Consider the following 15506-nt stretch of genomic DNA (forward strand, 5'->3'; position numbering starts at 1 on the left):
GTCGCACCGCTCCCTACTCCCTACTCCCTACTCCCTACTCCCTACTCCCGCTATACTAGTCTAATACCTCAACTGTCCCCAACTGACCATCAATCCTGACCCGCTGACCATCTCGTAATATATCAGTGGCATGATTAATATCCATTACGGCTGGGATACCATACTCTCGGGCTACAATGGCACCGTGGGACAGACGTCCCCCTACTTCAGAAATTACGCCACCAGCACGAGCGAGTAATGCTGCCCAACCAGAATCGGTGTAGGGTACAACCACAATGGTTTGCTGGTCAATAGTGATATCACTTTGCAAGGTTTTGACTATTTTTACCAAACCCTCTACAAGTCCCGAACTGGCACCAATGCCTTGTAGCAGTCGTTGCTCAGACCCAGCTAAAGATTTGGGTTCAGCGGGTAAGGGAGGATTATTGCCATAAACCAGGAAAGGTACCGTAGTCAGCTGAGCATCCTGTTCAAATTTAGTCCGTCGTTGTTGCACAATTTCTTGAAGCTGTTGTCTGAGTTCCTGGTTATCACTACCTACTAGAGAGCGAATTTCGGCTAACTCCAAGAAAAAAATGTCCCCTGGTTCCAATAGTAAACCTGACAGCAGCCAGCGTGCCTCTAAAGCCAAGAAGCTCCAACGTAGGTGAGCCATCAGCTTAGAGTAGACTTGGGTCACTCGACCTTTGAGATCCAGCCGTGCTTGTACCACTTCAGCTTTCCAGTGTTGCCCTATAGGTTTTGGAGATTGGGGCAGTGGATGAGCTAGAAACTGAGCGAACAACTTTCTAACAGCTCGGGGGTCTTCTTGCCAGCGGGGAATTGCTACATCGGTTGCCACTTCGCTAAGGTAACCATAGCCCTCAAGAAAGCGGTCAAACTGCTCTAAAATACTGGAACCATCTGGGATTTCTGCTAGGGTGGCAAACAGAGAGGCTCCACTGTCATAGATAATTTGTTCGTGGCTTAATAAATGGCGAGCATCTGCTGCTATCTTAGCTAAGGCTCGCATACTATCGACCTCTGGAGTTTTGCTGTTATCTAGTTCTTTGTCATCAATCTTGAGTAGTGCCTGCCGCAAGGACATACTAAGGGGAGCAAGAATACTATAGTAGGTGGCTCGTTTCAACACCTTCAGAATACTGTCGATGCGTTCTAGGAGTTGCACTGGAGATAATTCCGACTGGGTTCTTGCTGAAAGCTGATTCAATAGGGGCAGAAAGTGGGTTTGGTAATCCGCTTCAAAATCTTGGTCTAAACGCCATTCCCGACCGAGCAATCGTAGTAAACCAGGTACGTTTTTTATAGTGGTATTTATCGGTGGTTTGGAAAACTTAGCTCCCCTAGTCAGAAATTCCAGACTTTCTGGGGGTAGACCCATACGCCGAAAAATTTCCCCCAACAGAGTAACATTGAAGTAAGCATGGGAATAGTGCAGGGTGGCGGTTTCGGTGAAATCCATTCCTTTAGCTCGTTTCCCTAGCACTATGGTAAAAATCTCTCCCCAAACACCGCAGGTGAGGGGACGATTAATCGACCAAGTTAGGGGTCGGATTACTCCTGGAATCACTTCCGCAGCAATTTTACGAGTCCAGGTTGGTTGTAGAGTAGTGATAGGTCGTGCTTGCAGTAACCAAAGGGTTTGACCGTCATAACTCCACTCAAGATCTTGGGGAAGACCCTGGTAATAGTCTTCTAACCGACGTGCCAAGAGCGCCACTTGTTTGATTAAGGCTGGGGGGACATCACCACTCCCCTCAATCCGTGAGGAGGGCAAACTTTCTGCTGAATCCTCTTGCTGCCCTGACTTCTGGAAATAAACTTGGTACTGCTCTGGTGTTACTTTACCCGATACAACTTGTGTAGCATATCCAGGTAGGGCTTCGACCACAACAGCTTCTCCCTGTTGGGAAATAGGGTCACGACTGAAAGCAACCCCAGAAAAAACCCCTTTGACTTGTTTTTGAATGAGCACAGCCATCGCTGTATCTGGCAGTTGCTGATCCCGACGGTATTGTGCAGCTACTGGATTACGATAAGACTCTAAGACTCGATTAATGGCATCCAGTAGTGCCGCTGAGCTGGTCACCTGCAAGATGCTTTGATACTGCCCTGCGGCTGAAGCCTGGGCTGAATCTTCTCCCACTGCGGAAGAACGCACTACCAGGGGTTCAGATTCAGAAACGGGTAGGTATTTGAGCAAAGGTTCTGGATCATCCCCTGGAGGGAGTACCCAGCCCACAGGTACGGAGTAACCAGAACGCTTCAGCTGGGATAGGGTGGCAGCTTTTTGCCCAACTTTTTTAGGGTCTAGTTTGGTGTCCAGAGAAATTACGGCACTATCGCCTTGGAAAAAATGAAACACTTTCTTAGATTCTGCTTGAGTTTCTCCACTCGGAAGGTCTAAGTCATCGGGAATTTTTTGATAAATCCAAGCTAATAATAGACTCAAGCTGGTGGCAATTACAATTCTGGAGACATCCTGGGGATGCAATAAAGCCAGAATCACTGGGAACAAGACTAAAATCACCCGTTTGCCATGTTTGGGATTGCGGAAAATGGTAAAGCTAATCCCTCCAATCAAAAATACCAGCAATGCGAGAATGGGGTCATGGCATAATACTCCCCAAGTTACATTGGTCGTCCCTGCACCTTTGCCTATCCAGTAACGACCTAAGACCAGCATGATTAGAGCGATCAATTCCCAGGCTGATTCACTGGGAAAGAAGTGGCGAGCTAGTAAGACTGCTGCAATTCCTTTTCCTGCCTCTGAGAGCACTGCCAAGACACCAACCAGATTTCCTCCGTGGTAAAAGGCGGCTGAAACTGATATATTACCAGTACCGACCTGGGCTAGGTTACGCCTTGTCAGTACATAGGTAATCCAGGCAATCAGAGGTAGTCCGCCTAAGATAGGACAGACGGTAACAATGAGCAAAAACCCTAAAACCTGGTTTAGTGTCATGGGACTAATGGAAATCACTTAGTGAGATAGAGAGGACTTTATAATAACTACTACTTGATCAGAAGTATATAAGCAGTATATAAGAAGGATATAAGAACTACTTGAACTTACTGGTATCGAAAAATGTCTAGTAATCACAACTAGTAATCACAACTAGTAATCACAAGTTTAGTTTGTAAAATTATCTAAACCAAAATCAAGCCAAACTGTCTAATAAAATGGCTTGGTTTAACTAAACTATGAGTAAAGTATTTATATCATCTGGTAGATAATTATTACCTGTTATAATTATAGTTTATATTCCAGATTTTAACCTGATTTAGTCCCTAAGTTGTTTTGATTACCGCAGCTTTTAAACAGGGATTATCAACTGCATTTTCCATAGTGAATTGGATTCCTATGCCAGCAGCCAGTCAAACCCTATCCTGCCCCCAGTAGTTGCACTTTTGGATTAGTGTACGATATTTGGTATGGTAAAAGTCTTTTCTTTTTTTTTATTTAACGATTGATCATGTATAGCAGAAGTCAGAAGTCAGAAGTCAGAAGTCAGAAGTCAGAAGTCAGAAGTCAAACTCTTGCGCTTACAAAGGGTGTGAGACTAATGTCGATGTCCTAACTGCCCTGGCGACTGCTGTAAATTGATAATATAAACAGGAGTTACGCGGTTAGGTTTATTTCCCACCCAAAATTGGGAGGCTAGGGGGGCGAAATCAACTTAACCACGTAAGTTCTGTATAAGGGTAAGTTTTCAGAACTTTCTCGATAACAACAAAGTTTCTAAAGTTGCTGGAGGAGTTGCTAGCTTTGCTACAGCACCTGTGGCTGCGGAAGCTCTTTGAGATTCTAGTATTTGAACCAATCCTTACACAGATAGGTAGGTAATGGTATGGCTAAGATTGTGGGTGTTCATGGTATTAATCAAGAATTTAGAGGTAGTAATACAATTTATGCTCAGTGGCTACCAGCCCTCAAGGATGGTTTGGAGCGTGTTGGAGCTAGATTAGATTCTGATCATGAATTCCGCTGTGCCTTTTATGGAGACCTGTTCAGAGGCCGCTCGAAATCAGCAATAGGGATACCTAACTATGACGCCAGTGATATTGACTCGGATTGGGAGAAGGAACTCCTCCTGGAATGGTGGAAAGAAGCAGCAAAAGTAGAAGATGATATTAAAGGCCCAGCCGATCTATCAAGAGAAAAGGCAACACCGAGACGTGTTCAAAAAGCTTTAAATGCCTTAACTGGTTCCAGGTTTTTTGGTGGTGTTGCTGAAAAGATCGTGATTTCTTTTCTCAAGCAAGTTGGGGGTTACTTCCATAATCCAGAGTTAAGACAGCAAATTCGCGGACGCATTGTGGAAGCGATTGACCAAGATACCCGTGTATTGGTTGGTCATTCCCTCGGGTCAGTTGTCTGTTACGAAGCCCTATGCCAACACCCAGAATGGTCAGTGGAGGTTTTTGTGACTCTAGGTTCCCCATTGGGGATAAAAGGGCTGATTTTTGATCGCCTGGAACCCTCACCGGTCTCTAATTTGGGGTCTTGGCCGGGAAGTGTCAAACAGTGGATCAATATTGCGGATGCAGGAGATATTGTTGCTTTAGAAAAAGAATTAAATCCTTTATTTGATGGGTTAGTGGAAGATAAACTTATTTATAATGGGTCTGATGCTCACAATGCTAGTAACTATTTTACAGCATCTGAAACAGGAGAAGCTATTAAGTTAGGCTTGATGGATGAGTAGACGAGGTATATGGCGGAAAAATCCAGGTATTATTTAATCGCTTGTGGCACAAGTAATTACAACGATCAGGATGTAGATAAATTGGATAGTGTGCCGACAGACTTACAGAGAGTGGTTGATTTATTCACTCAGCAATTTGGATATGAAGAAGCATTGACAAATCTTCGTTTAAATCCGAAGAAAGATGAGTTAATCAAAGAATTTTCAAATTGGCTTCAGCAAGAACGATGTGAGAGCGATCGCGTAATCTTTTACTATTCCGGTCATGGTGAATATTGCCAAGGAGATAGACATTATCTTTTAATGGAAGATACGGTTCTAAATCAACTTCCTCAGACATCATTACCAACGGAAGAGTTAGTTCGTCCTTTGAACAATGAAGGAGTTAAGATCAAACAAATCCTGTATATTATTGATACTTGTTATTCTGGGGTCGGAATAAGTGATGTCTCTAAATTTACTACACAAGTTGTTCAGAAATACCAACCGGTAAAAGGAGCAGGTATCGCAGTTCATGGGATTGCGGCTTGTCGTGCCAAAGATACAGCAAAAGAAGATGTATTTTCTAGCGCTTTGGAGCAAGTTATTAACGATTTAAAAAACTACGATAATTTATATATTCCTCTAGATTATCTAGTTGACCAAATTAATCAGATTATTTGCTCAAATCAACGTGCTTCCTACTCAGCTTCTGGCTCTGAGATATCTGCTATTTTCTTTCCCATTCTGCCTAAGACTAGACAAACATGGGAAGAAAAGCAAGATGAACTGATTAGCAAACTTTTTGCTGAATTAAAGAAACACCCAGAAGATAGCTTACTTCAGCTTAACTCCTTTATTTTAAGCTCTAAAAATATTGAAAATCTTGTCTTATACGATGAATTTATTCTGGATTGTACAGAAATCAAAAAAAGACTGACTGAATTAGGAGAAAAACCAGTTTCAAGAGGAATATGCCCTCTAGTGGCTTGTGCAGAATGGTGTCGCCAAAGATTTTATAAACAGAATAATATATCATTGAGGCTACTTGCTAATACTATTAAAAATTGGCAACAGGAAGTTATAAAATATAGAGAAGAGGCAAACCTCTCTACAATCCAAGAATCTGTTAAAAAAGCTGATTTAAAATTTCAAGAACTGATTAAGAAAGAAAAACCGCGACTTCAAGTTGAAATTGAACCAGAGGTTGATAATGATAATGGTACAGGACAAGCCTCTGGTGCATTATTTTTGAGTATGAGTCTTTGGCTGGAAAGTCAGGATTTACCACTTGGTCGGTTTGCAGAGAAGATACGCTTAGAACCTCGGGAAAGTGAAGAGAGTTTCCCTGAGCAAGAGAATGAGAGTTTATACACTAATCTTGAAAAAATTTTGCCCAACTTAATTCGCAAGGCTCGTTATAGTTTACCTGCACGAGTTAATTTAACAATTGAGTATTTTCTTCCCTTCAACTATTTCAAAACACAATTGGATAATATTAGGTTTAAGCGAGGGAGAAACCTAACACCCCTGGGTGAGGAGTATCCAATTTTTATCAACTCCTTTGAACGATATTTTGATCAAGATTTTCTTGAGATTCGTGATGAGATTGAAGTCAAGAAGCAAGGGTTATGGAATGATGTAAATAATCCAGTAACTGAACCCAGTGTCCCTGGGGAATTTGAAGGGGATGATATCTATTATATGGGTACAGACCCATCAGATTCCGATCTAGAAAGAATTGAAGAGGCTTTACCCATTGCGGTCTGGAGTCGGAACGTGAACCAACCTCTGATTGAAGGAGAGCATCTAAACCTCTCAGAATGGCAAAATTGGCCTAACAAAATACTCAAATTACGCCAAGACAAAAAATACAAAGACTTAGAAGTAACCCTTCTCTGGGATGATTTATATCCGAAGCCTTCCCGAAGCTCTAGACCCTTGAATACCGACGTAGTGGACTAAAATGCCAAAAGACCCAACATCTGACCAGCAGGATCTTCGCATCTACCGGGGCTTAACCCTTAGTGCGGAAAGTTTACCAACTCCAGAAGAGCAACAACAACATCTGAGTCGTATGCCACCGCCCCCGCCTTGGCGCACCTTTGGTCTGTCAGTTGAGCAATGGCGTGAAAAAGCAGAATCAAAAAATACCCAAGACATCGTAAGAAAGATTAATCCAAGGGCATTGGGGTTTGTTCCGACCAAGCAAGCGGTAGAATTGGTGAATGCTGCATTGTGTTTACGTCGCCCTTTACTGATTGAAGGAAATCCCGGTACTGGCAAAACATCCTTAGCCTATGCGGTAGCAGCTGAATTGGGACTACCGGGGCCTTACCGCTGGTCAATTGTTTCTCGCACTACTTTGAAAGATGGTCTCTATGCCTACGATGCCATTGGGCGACTACAAGAAGTGTCTTTACTGAGGCAACAAGTTGGTAACACAGAGAAAATTGAAGAACCTGACATTGGTAACTATTTAAGATTAAGACCAATGGGTATGGCATTTCATCAATCTCAACCCCGTAGACCGGCAGTGCTGTTAATTGACGAAATTGATAAGAGTGATATTGATATGCCCAATGATCTCTTACATATATTTGAGGAAGGATTTTTTGAGATTCCAGAACTTTCTCGCTTAAACACGGACTCCCAAAAGGTACTTCCTTACCGCAGTCACAGCAATGATAGTGATGAAAAAGTTTCGGTTGACAAAGGATTAATTCAATGTCAAGAGTTTCCCTTAGTCTTGATGACCAGTAATGAAGCACGGGAGTTTCCACCAGCCTTTCTACGCCGATGTCTACGGTTATCTCTCAAGCAACCTGATACCGAAGAGGGTTTTTATCAAATTTTAGAAAACCGCTTTGATGCCACCGATTTAAAGCAACTGGATCAGCCAGCTCGGAAATTAATCAAGGAATTTTTGACACGGATTAAGGCAAGAGACACAACGTTAGCGACGGATCAATTGTTGAATGCTATCTATTTATTACTACAAGGAGATGACCTGACTGAAGAAAAACGGAAAGATGTATTGAATACTATCTTCAAATCACTGTGAGGTCAGGGGTAAATGGTGAGTGAAAAAAATCAATGGTGGGAAGATGATACAGAAGTGGCAGAGCTGATCTGGTGCTTGGCTCACGTAGATCGTATTGTTGCTCCTCCATTGTCTCAAGACATCAAACCACCAGAGGATTTAGACTATTTGTATCAGGAATCATCCACTGAAAATCCCTCAGACAATTATCCAAAGACTCCTCCCTCAGTAACAGAAAAAGCAGAACAAAAGATACCGATTAGGACTTATCCTAAACCGTCCGACCATGCCCCGACTTCCCCTCAAAAACCCGAATCATCGTCCAGTAATTACAGCTCTCCTATTCGTGTTCCTGACCCCTTTCCCTTACCGAAACCTAGGGAAATCAGTAAAGCACTGTTGCCTTTATCTAAACGTGTTCCTGGACTGCTAGCCAATGAACTGGATATTGAGGCAACCGTTGAACAAACAGCGGAAGCTGATGGATTGCCAATGCTGGCATTTCGTTCTCCCCTAGAGCGATGGTTTGAGGTACATTTATTGATTGATTGCTCCCCTTCCATGGCATTTTGGGGAGATTTAGCAGAAGGGGTGGCAACCCTTTTTCGCTGGCAAGGGTTTTTCCGGGATGTCCGGATTTGGCACTTCGATACAAGAGAACCTACGCCCCAATTGTTTTCAGGTGTTGACCGGATTGAACGGGATGTTCGTAGCCTGATTGCACCAGGAGGACATCGACTCTTTATTGCCTTAACGGATACTTTGGGAAAAGCTTGGTATTCCAGTCAAGCCTTTGAGGTTTTAGCAGAATTAGGAGAACAGCATCCTGTTAGTATTGCCCATGTTTTTCCTCAAACCCTATGGCAGCGCACAGCTCTAGATCAGGCAATTCAACGACCATTAATTGCTCGTCAGCCAGAGTCCCCTAACTCCATGTTAGAAGTAGGAGCTAGGCTTCGTACAACTGCTAGGTTATATCAATTTCCAATTTTCAATTTATCTGTTAACCACTTGAGCACTTGGGCGAATTTTACCACCGGCAGTGGCAGCAATTCGATTCAAGGAGTTTTAATTAGACAGGATATTAGACAGGATAGCTCCGAAACAGCGAAAACGAATCCTACTGAATCAGTGGCGGAAACTCCCGAACAGTTACTGAGAGGATTCTTGGCTAATGCTAGCCCCAAAGCCCGAGAACTTGCGGAAGTTCTGGCTGCTGTTCCCCTGATTCCTCCAGTGATGCGCTTGGCACAACAGTGGTTTTTACCCGATAGCGAACACTGGCATCTGGCAGAAGTTTTTTTTAGTGGTCTTATCCAAAAGTCTTCCTTGGGGCCAGACCAGGCAACTGTTCCCGAAACTTGGTATGAATTTCGTCCGGGAATTCGGAAGTTACTGCTAGGAAATAGTCCAGTTCAACGCACCACTGAGATTTGGCGGGAAATTGGAGATTTCATAGAGCACCGTTATGGTAGTCTGCGGGATTTTCCAGCACTGATTCCCAACCCAAGCGGGTCTGTTCCAGGTGTTGCTGGGGATCGAGAGCTCTATTTTGCTGAAGTCAAAGCAGCAGTTTTTACCACTTGGGGAGGAGAATACGCCAATTTAGCACAGGAACTCAGGGCAGAAGTAGCGAAACGGAAACTGGAGAAAGTTGATCTCACTGACAACTTAGAACCTTTTGATTTTGTTGCGGAAGTCCCCACCATTCTTTTTGAAGAGGAGCCAGAGGAGGATGAAGAGAAATTACAAGAGTGGACATTTGAAACCCCTACTGTTAACCATCACGGGGAAATCATTAAAACCACAACCTACACTGCCTCTTACTTCACTGAAACCCTAACCGATAATGTCGAACTGGAAATGGTGGCTATCCCTGGAGGAACGTTTACCATGGGTTCCCCTGAAAGCGAAAAAGATAGCCGTAGTCGTGAACGTCCCCAACATAATGTCACACTCCAACCCTTCTTTATGGGGAAATACCCTGTCACCCAAGCCCAATGGAAAGCGATCGCATCAATTACAGACCTTAAGGTCAATCAAGATTTAGATCCAGACCCCTCTTATTTTAAAGAACCATATCAAGGGATAGATAGATGGCAAAGACCCGTTGAAAAAGTCAATTGGTATCAAGCAGTAGAGTTCTGTCAACGGCTTTCTAAGCTAACAGGAAGGGAGTATAGACTGCCTTCCGAAGCGCAATGGGAATATGCCTGTCGAGGGGTTACAGAACCTCTCAAGCTTGACAGTGGAGAATCCTATCCCCCATTCTACTTTGGAGAGACGATTACCGGACAGTTAGCCAATTACGACGCCTCATCCACTTATGCCGATGAAGAACCAGGAGAAAGAAGCGAGGGAACCACCCCTGTGGGTGAATTTCCTCCGAATCCCTTTGGGTTATATGATATGCACGGGAATGTTTGGGAATGGTGCGCTGATGATTGGCATGATAACTACGAAGATCCGCCCACAGATGGCAGTGCTTGGATTGATAATAATGAACCGGAAAATGTCAATGCTAAAAATAATCCAAATTCAGCCACAAATGACGAAAATAATCCAAATTCACCTCTTCGGGGCGGCTACTGGGCTATATATCCTACTTTCTGCCGTTCTGCGTTTCGCAACTCCGTCATTAGGCGCGTCGACCGCATCAACTATTTTGGTTTTCGTTTAGTGTGCGTATCCGGGAGAACTGGATGAAGTCAGAAGTCAGAAGTTTGAAGAATTATGCCAAAATTGGCAATAAAACGCCCAAAACAAACCTTTCGAGGCTACAGAGAATACATAGACGGTATCCCTCTCGAAATGGTCTTAATCCCTGATGGAACCTTCACCATGGGCGCACCGGAGAGTGAAGAAGGGAGTCGTGATAATGAAAGACCCCAACATGATGTAACTATTTCCTCGTTTTTAATGGGACGTTACCCGATTACTCAAGATCAATGGAAAGCGATCGCATCTCGATCTGACCTTAAGGTCAATCAAGATTTAGATCCAGACCCCTCTTATTTTAAACAGCCCTATCAAGGGATAGATAGATGGCGAAGACCTGTTGAACGAGTCAATTGGTATGAAGCAGTAGAGTTCTGTAACCGGCTTTCTAAGCTAACAGGAAGGAATTATAGACTACCTTCTGAAGCCCAATGGGAATATGCCTGTAGAGGGGTAAAAGAACCCCTTAACCTGGAAGCTGGAGCATCCTATCCCCCATTCCACTTCGGAGAAACCATCACAACAGATTTGGCTAATTATCGCGGGACCGATGATAAAGACTCTGAATGGTCAGGATCTTATGGTAGAGAGCCAAAAGGAGAATACCGTCAGGAAACAACACTAGTAGGATATTTTGAAGTCGTCAACTTTTTTGGACTCAGTGATATGCACGGGAACGTTTGGGAATGGTGCGCTGATGATTGGCATTCTAACTATGAAGGTGCGCCCAATGACGGCAGTGCTTGGATTGATGGTAATGAAGCGGAAAATGTCAATTCTGAAAATCAGTCATATTTAGCCAATAATCAGGATAAAAGCTCATATTCAGTGCTGCGGGGCGGCTCCTGGTACGACCATCCTTATAACTGCCGTTCTGCGATTCGCCACAGCATCAATAGGCGCGACTACCGCTACGTCAATTATGGTGTGCGTGTAGTGTGCGCTGGATGAAGTCAGAAGTTTGTTCGCGTAGCGTGGCCAAAGGCCAAGTCAGAAGTCAGAAGTTTTCATCAAGTCAGAAGTTTGAAGTCAGAAGTCAGAAGTTTGAAGTTTGTTCGCGTAGCGTGGCCAAAGGCCAAGTTTGAAGTCAGATGATTTAAAGTGAATAAAATACTTATAGCGTTTATCATAGCTATGAGGTACACATTATTTTTTTCATCTTGCCTCTTTGCTGCTCCCTGCTCTCTGCTCCCTAAAACGCAGATCTGGGAACAGCGAATCTGGTAACAGTTTCTGATTTACTCCTGTTCATCATCATCTGGCAATTTTTCCATCTCCTGAGCAATTAGCGTCTGAAATTCCTCGCCACAATGAACATTCAAATGAATTGCAGCAGCCAGCAATTCTGCCAAAATTTCCGCTTGCTGTCTAGAACTAAGGTGAGGTGACTGAAGCTGATTAATTAAAGCGGTAACTGTTTGGCATTCTGCTCCTAACTCTGTAATTAATGTTTTCAGAGTATTGCTATTAATAGGAAGGGAGCGATCGCGAATCTGCATAATTATTTCCCCAATCGTTTTAGTGCTTGCTGAATGCCCTTCTCAAAGGCACGAATCTCAGTTTCCCAATGCCTTATTAAACCTTGATCGGGAAAGTCCTTTTCATACTCTAGTTTAATCTTTTCTTGGTGTTCAGCAATGCGCTGATTCAAGCTACGAATTGCCTTTTTGTGGTTTTTCTTTCCCATAAAGTTTATAGATGCACCCACAGACTTACACCAGTATCTTATCGGGATGGTGTCTTCACCACCTTTATATTTTACCTACCCATACTTTTTATCTTGTAGGGTGAATGAATCGGTAGATCTCATTTTTGCGGTTTGACCTGCTGGTGCGTTACGGGGCGGGCTATTTCAACCAGGCGCGAAGAGGCTTAAAATTAGGGCAAGCCCGCCCCTAACGCACCCTACGCAACTCCCTGTTCCCGATTCCCGATTCCCGATTCCCGATTCCCGATTCCCGTTATATAAAAACAAAAAAGCGCCCCCCAAACGGAGAGCGCTTCTTTCAAACTTAGCCAATTAAGCCCAGTTTAGATTAGCCGTTGATAACTGGAGCAGTTAAAGCAACAGGAGTAGCTTCACCAGCAGCTAGGTCTAGAGGGAAGTTGTGAGCGTTACGCTCGTGCATTACCTCGAAACCTAGGTTAGCCCGGTTAAGAACATCAGCCCAGGTGCTGATTACATGACCTTGTGAGTCGATGATGCTCTGGTTGAAGTTGAAGCCATTCAGGTTGAACGCCATGGTGCTAATGCCCAAAGCGGTAAACCAGATGCCTACTACAGGCCAAGCACCCAAGAAGAAGTGCAAGGCACGGCTGTTGTTGAAGGACGCATATTGGAAGATCAAACGACCGAAGTAGCCGTGAGCTGCAACGATGTTGTAAGTTTCTTCCTCTTGTCCGAACTTGTAACCATAGTTCTGAGACTCGGTTTCGGTGGTCTCACGCACTAAGGAGGAGGTCACCAAAGAACCGTGCATAGCACTAAACAGCGAACCGCCGAATACGCCAGCTACACCCAGCATGTGGAAGGGGTGCATAAGAATGTTGTGCTCAGCTTGGAACACGAACATGAAGTTGAAGGTACCGCTGATTCCCAAAGGCATACCATCGGAGAAGGAACCTTGTCCAATGGGGTAGATTAGGAACACGGAGGTAGCAGCAGCCAAGGGAGCGCTGTAAGCAACGCAGATCCAAGGACGCATGCCTAGACGGTAGCTCAGCTCCCACTGACGACCCATGTAGGTGAAGATACCAACAAGGAAGTGGAAGACGATTAGCTGGTAAGGACCACCATTGTAGAGCCACTCATCTAAGGAAGCTGCTTCCCAGATTGGGTAGAAGTGCAAGCCAATGGCGTTAGAAGAAGGAACAACAGCACCAGAGATGATGTTGTTGCCATAAATCAAAGAGCCAGCAACAGGCTCGCGAATTCCATCAATGTCCACAGGGGGAGCAGCGATGAAGGCGATAATGAAGCAGATGGTAGCGGTTAGCAATGTAGGGATCATCAGTACACCGAACCAGCCTACATATAGGCGGTTGTTGGTGGAAGTGATCCAATCGCAGAACCGATCCCACACGTTAGCGTTACGCTGGTTTAATGTGGTAGTCATGTTCGGATGATTGCGTTTATTTGATTATCTAGGTTCAGCAGGCTTGTTTCGCCTGTCTGTATTTATCCTAATACAATGCTGAAGATAAATACATTTTACAGGTTTAATCTTAACTTTATTTAAAACTACTTAACTTTGCTTAATAAAAAAATGGCGATCGCTTTCTTGAAAGATGACTGATAGCTCCCACAATGGTGATGAATCAGAGGGATGAATCAGAGGGATGAATCCTAGGCTAGGCATGGCTTAGCCAGGTTATGGCCAGCTTGGTTAATCCGTTTGAACCACTGCTATATTAGCTTAACATTGCTTAACAAAGATAGTAGTGATTGCTTTTGTCAATATTTACTGATATCTGGGACAATTTTGATTAATCCTAGGGATTAATCCTAGATGAATCGTAGGTTGGGCAGTGCCTAGCAAAGGGCTTTTCAAGCTTGATTATCTGTGTGATGCACTGCCCACCTAATACTTAACATTACTTAATAAAAAAAGTGCGATCGCTTTCGTGACCAGATTTAGGATTAATCACTAGGATTAATCCTAGGGTGGGCAGTTAGACCGACTACTGAGGGCTGAATGCTTACATTTCATGACTTGGCTTAGCTAGCCCATTCACTATTTCTACACATTGCCGTGATCTAATGGTATTTATAGAGAGATATATATAGAGCAACACCCCTAAACAGTAGAATTTCGGATTTTTAAGCCACAAAACAAATAAAAAACCAATAACTGTCGAAAAACTTCACCGGGTGCATCTCATTTTTGCTGTTTGACACGGTGGTGCGTTACGGGCAGCAACATAACCCTGACTAAGAGGCGAAAAATGAAGCCCCCCCTATAGCACCACTAGCAAAATTTTCAAAACTGAGATGCACCCAACTTCACCTTCCTTCCGGTCCCTTCACCCGGCTACCCTTGATTGCAAACAAATGCAACGAATTTGGGAAATCTGTAGCTTGCTCATTGTAGCTACAGGAGTTCGCCTATAAAAATGACTGTATCAGTAAGCCAGAACGAGTTACTCAATTCAGCCATCTCTGTATAGAGTTCTTGGGTAATTCGGAGAGTTATGGGTATTGAAGGAGATTCAACATGTATAGCTTAGAGTCCCAGATTAACTACCAAGTCAAAGGTTTCGATCGCGTAGCGTGGCCGAAGGCCAATCGCGTAGTGTGGCCGAAGGCCAATCAGCTCAGTCATTCGGAAAATAAGTCTAAAATTGCTAGTTTACCATCGAATAACTCTCAATTCCTCCTACAAGCTATTCTTGAAGGGTTTGTTGACGGTGTCTTGATTCTGACGTCTCAAGGAAAGTGGGTTCATGCTAATGAACGTGGGCTTAGCATTTGTCGTCAACTCTGTCAAGATAAGTCACAGATGAGTTCTATCCCTGAGTCAATTTGGCGAGTGTGCGAAGGGTTAATTGATAGTCGCGATTGGTTTTCTGGGCAGAAAATGATTCTTGAGTCGGAAATCAAAATGGATAATTCAGTAACATTTCGAGTTAGGGTCAGATGGTTATTTTTGGATAATCAAGCAGAACCATATCTGTTAGTAACTCTAGAAAATCGCCATCATTCTTACTATAATGCTGCTATTACTGATGCTAAAAAATATGGATTGACTAACCGAGAAGCTGAAGTTTGGTTGCTTAAGAAAGCTAAAATGTCTTACAAAGAAATTGCAGCTCGGCTTTATATTACTACCAATACTGTTAAGAAGCATCTGAAAAATATTTATGCTAAACAACAGGCATTAGTTAGTAGCTAATAGGGAGTAGGGAGTAGGGAATCGGGAGTCGGGAATCGGGAGTCGGGAAGAAAGCATTCAGCTATCAGCTATCAGCTATCAGCTAATGCGCACGCTACTTGAGGTGCTTATGCGCTACAGATGGTGCTACTTGAGGTGCTATCAGCCCAAGGCCAACTGACCGCA

The 15506-nt window shown here is 43.7% G+C and carries 11 protein-coding genes; 7 read left to right on the forward strand and 4 right to left on the reverse strand.

Annotation, left to right across the window (positions count from 1 at the left end; all coding sequences use genetic code 11):
• Window positions 1-55: 55 nt before the first annotated feature.
• Window positions 56-2965: a glycerol-3-phosphate acyltransferase gene (locus F6K64_RS02010; protein WP_008185559.1), complete on the reverse strand. Its 2910-nt coding sequence runs from the start codon at window positions 2963-2965 to the stop codon at window positions 56-58.
• 886 nt (window positions 2966-3851) lie between these two features.
• Here F6K64_RS02010 and F6K64_RS02015 point away from each other — a divergent pair.
• The 6 genes from F6K64_RS02015 to F6K64_RS02040 are packed head-to-tail and all read left to right on the forward strand — an operon-like array spanning window position 3852 to window position 11534.
• The gene (locus F6K64_RS02015; RefSeq protein WP_287264728.1) at window positions 3852-4709 is read left to right on the forward strand and encodes an alpha/beta hydrolase family protein; all 858 of its coding nucleotides are present in this window, start codon (window positions 3852-3854) and stop codon (window positions 4707-4709) included.
• A gap of 9 nt (window positions 4710-4718) precedes the next feature.
• A complete protein-coding gene (locus F6K64_RS02020) occupies window positions 4719-6653 on the forward strand; it encodes a VMAP-C domain-containing protein (protein WP_287254785.1) in 1935 nt (644 codons plus the stop codon).
• Between the two features lies 1 nt (window position 6654).
• A complete protein-coding gene (locus tag F6K64_RS02025) occupies window positions 6655-7752 on the forward strand; it encodes an AAA family ATPase (RefSeq protein ID WP_287254783.1) in 1098 nt (365 codons plus the stop codon).
• Between the two features lie 12 nt (window positions 7753-7764).
• On the forward strand, window positions 7765-10437 hold the full coding sequence (locus F6K64_RS02030; RefSeq protein WP_287264730.1) for a formylglycine-generating enzyme family protein: 2673 nt from the start codon (window positions 7765-7767) through the stop codon (window positions 10435-10437).
• 27 nt (window positions 10438-10464) lie between these two features.
• Window positions 10465-11400, forward strand: coding sequence for a formylglycine-generating enzyme family protein (locus F6K64_RS02035; RefSeq protein WP_287264732.1), 936 nt, complete (start codon window positions 10465-10467; stop codon window positions 11398-11400).
• Complete coding sequence (locus F6K64_RS02040) at window positions 11397-11534, forward strand: hypothetical protein (protein ID WP_287264733.1); 138 nt, start codon at window positions 11397-11399, stop codon at window positions 11532-11534. Before F6K64_RS02035 ends, F6K64_RS02040 begins: the two co-directional genes overlap by 4 nt.
• 153 nt (window positions 11535-11687) lie before the next feature.
• Here F6K64_RS02040 and F6K64_RS02045 read toward each other — a convergent pair whose 3' ends face one another.
• The 3 genes from F6K64_RS02045 to psbA all read right to left on the reverse strand — a co-directional run bounded on the left by F6K64_RS02045 (window position 11688) and on the right by psbA (window position 13565).
• Window positions 11688-11948, reverse strand: a complete 261-nt coding sequence (locus tag F6K64_RS02045) for a hypothetical protein (protein ID WP_287264734.1) — start codon at window positions 11946-11948, stop codon at window positions 11688-11690.
• Window positions 11949-11950: 2 nt separating this feature from the next.
• A complete protein-coding gene (locus F6K64_RS02050; protein WP_008185541.1) occupies window positions 11951-12136 on the reverse strand; it encodes a hypothetical protein in 186 nt (61 codons plus the stop codon).
• 349 nt (window positions 12137-12485) lie between these two features.
• The gene (gene psbA / locus F6K64_RS02055) at window positions 12486-13565 is read right to left on the reverse strand and encodes a photosystem II q(b) protein (protein ID WP_008185538.1); all 1080 of its coding nucleotides are present in this window, start codon (window positions 13563-13565) and stop codon (window positions 12486-12488) included.
• A 1098-nt stretch (window positions 13566-14663) separates the two neighbouring features.
• Here psbA and F6K64_RS02060 point away from each other — a divergent pair.
• Window positions 14664-15341 carry a helix-turn-helix transcriptional regulator gene (locus tag F6K64_RS02060; protein ID WP_008185536.1) on the forward strand — a complete coding sequence of 226 codons (678 nt, stop codon included), beginning with the start codon at window positions 14664-14666 and terminating at the stop codon, window positions 15339-15341.
• Window positions 15342-15506 lie beyond the last annotated feature (165 nt).

The sequence above is a fragment of the Moorena sp. SIO3A2 genome (genome assembly GCF_010672265.1).
GTDB classification, from domain to species: Bacteria; Cyanobacteriota; Cyanobacteriia; order Cyanobacteriales; family Coleofasciculaceae; genus Moorena; species Moorena producens.

Bases quoted from the DNA above. Each gene is read 5' to 3' on its own strand.
- F6K64_RS02010 (WP_008185559.1), bottom strand. From the start codon at position 2,965: ATGACACTAAACCAGGTTTTAGGGTTTTTGCTCATTGTTACCGTCTGT.
- F6K64_RS02015 (WP_287264728.1), top strand. From the start codon at position 3,852: ATGGCTAAGATTGTGGGTGTTCATGGTATTAATCAAGAATTTAGAGGT.
- F6K64_RS02020 (WP_287254785.1), top strand. From the start codon at position 4,719: ATGGCGGAAAAATCCAGGTATTATTTAATCGCTTGTGGCACAAGTAAT.
- F6K64_RS02025 (WP_287254783.1), top strand. From the start codon at position 6,655: ATGCCAAAAGACCCAACATCTGACCAGCAGGATCTTCGCATCTACCGG.
- F6K64_RS02030 (WP_287264730.1), top strand. From the start codon at position 7,765: ATGGTGAGTGAAAAAAATCAATGGTGGGAAGATGATACAGAAGTGGCA.
- F6K64_RS02035 (WP_287264732.1), top strand. From the start codon at position 10,465: ATGCCAAAATTGGCAATAAAACGCCCAAAACAAACCTTTCGAGGCTAC.
- F6K64_RS02040 (WP_287264733.1), top strand. From the start codon at position 11,397: ATGAAGTCAGAAGTTTGTTCGCGTAGCGTGGCCAAAGGCCAAGTCAGA.
- F6K64_RS02045 (WP_287264734.1), bottom strand. From the start codon at position 11,948: ATGCAGATTCGCGATCGCTCCCTTCCTATTAATAGCAATACTCTGAAA.
- F6K64_RS02050 (WP_008185541.1), bottom strand. From the start codon at position 12,136: ATGGGAAAGAAAAACCACAAAAAGGCAATTCGTAGCTTGAATCAGCGC.
- psbA (WP_008185538.1), bottom strand. From the start codon at position 13,565: ATGACTACCACATTAAACCAGCGTAACGCTAACGTGTGGGATCGGTTC.
- F6K64_RS02060 (WP_008185536.1), top strand. From the start codon at position 14,664: ATGTATAGCTTAGAGTCCCAGATTAACTACCAAGTCAAAGGTTTCGAT.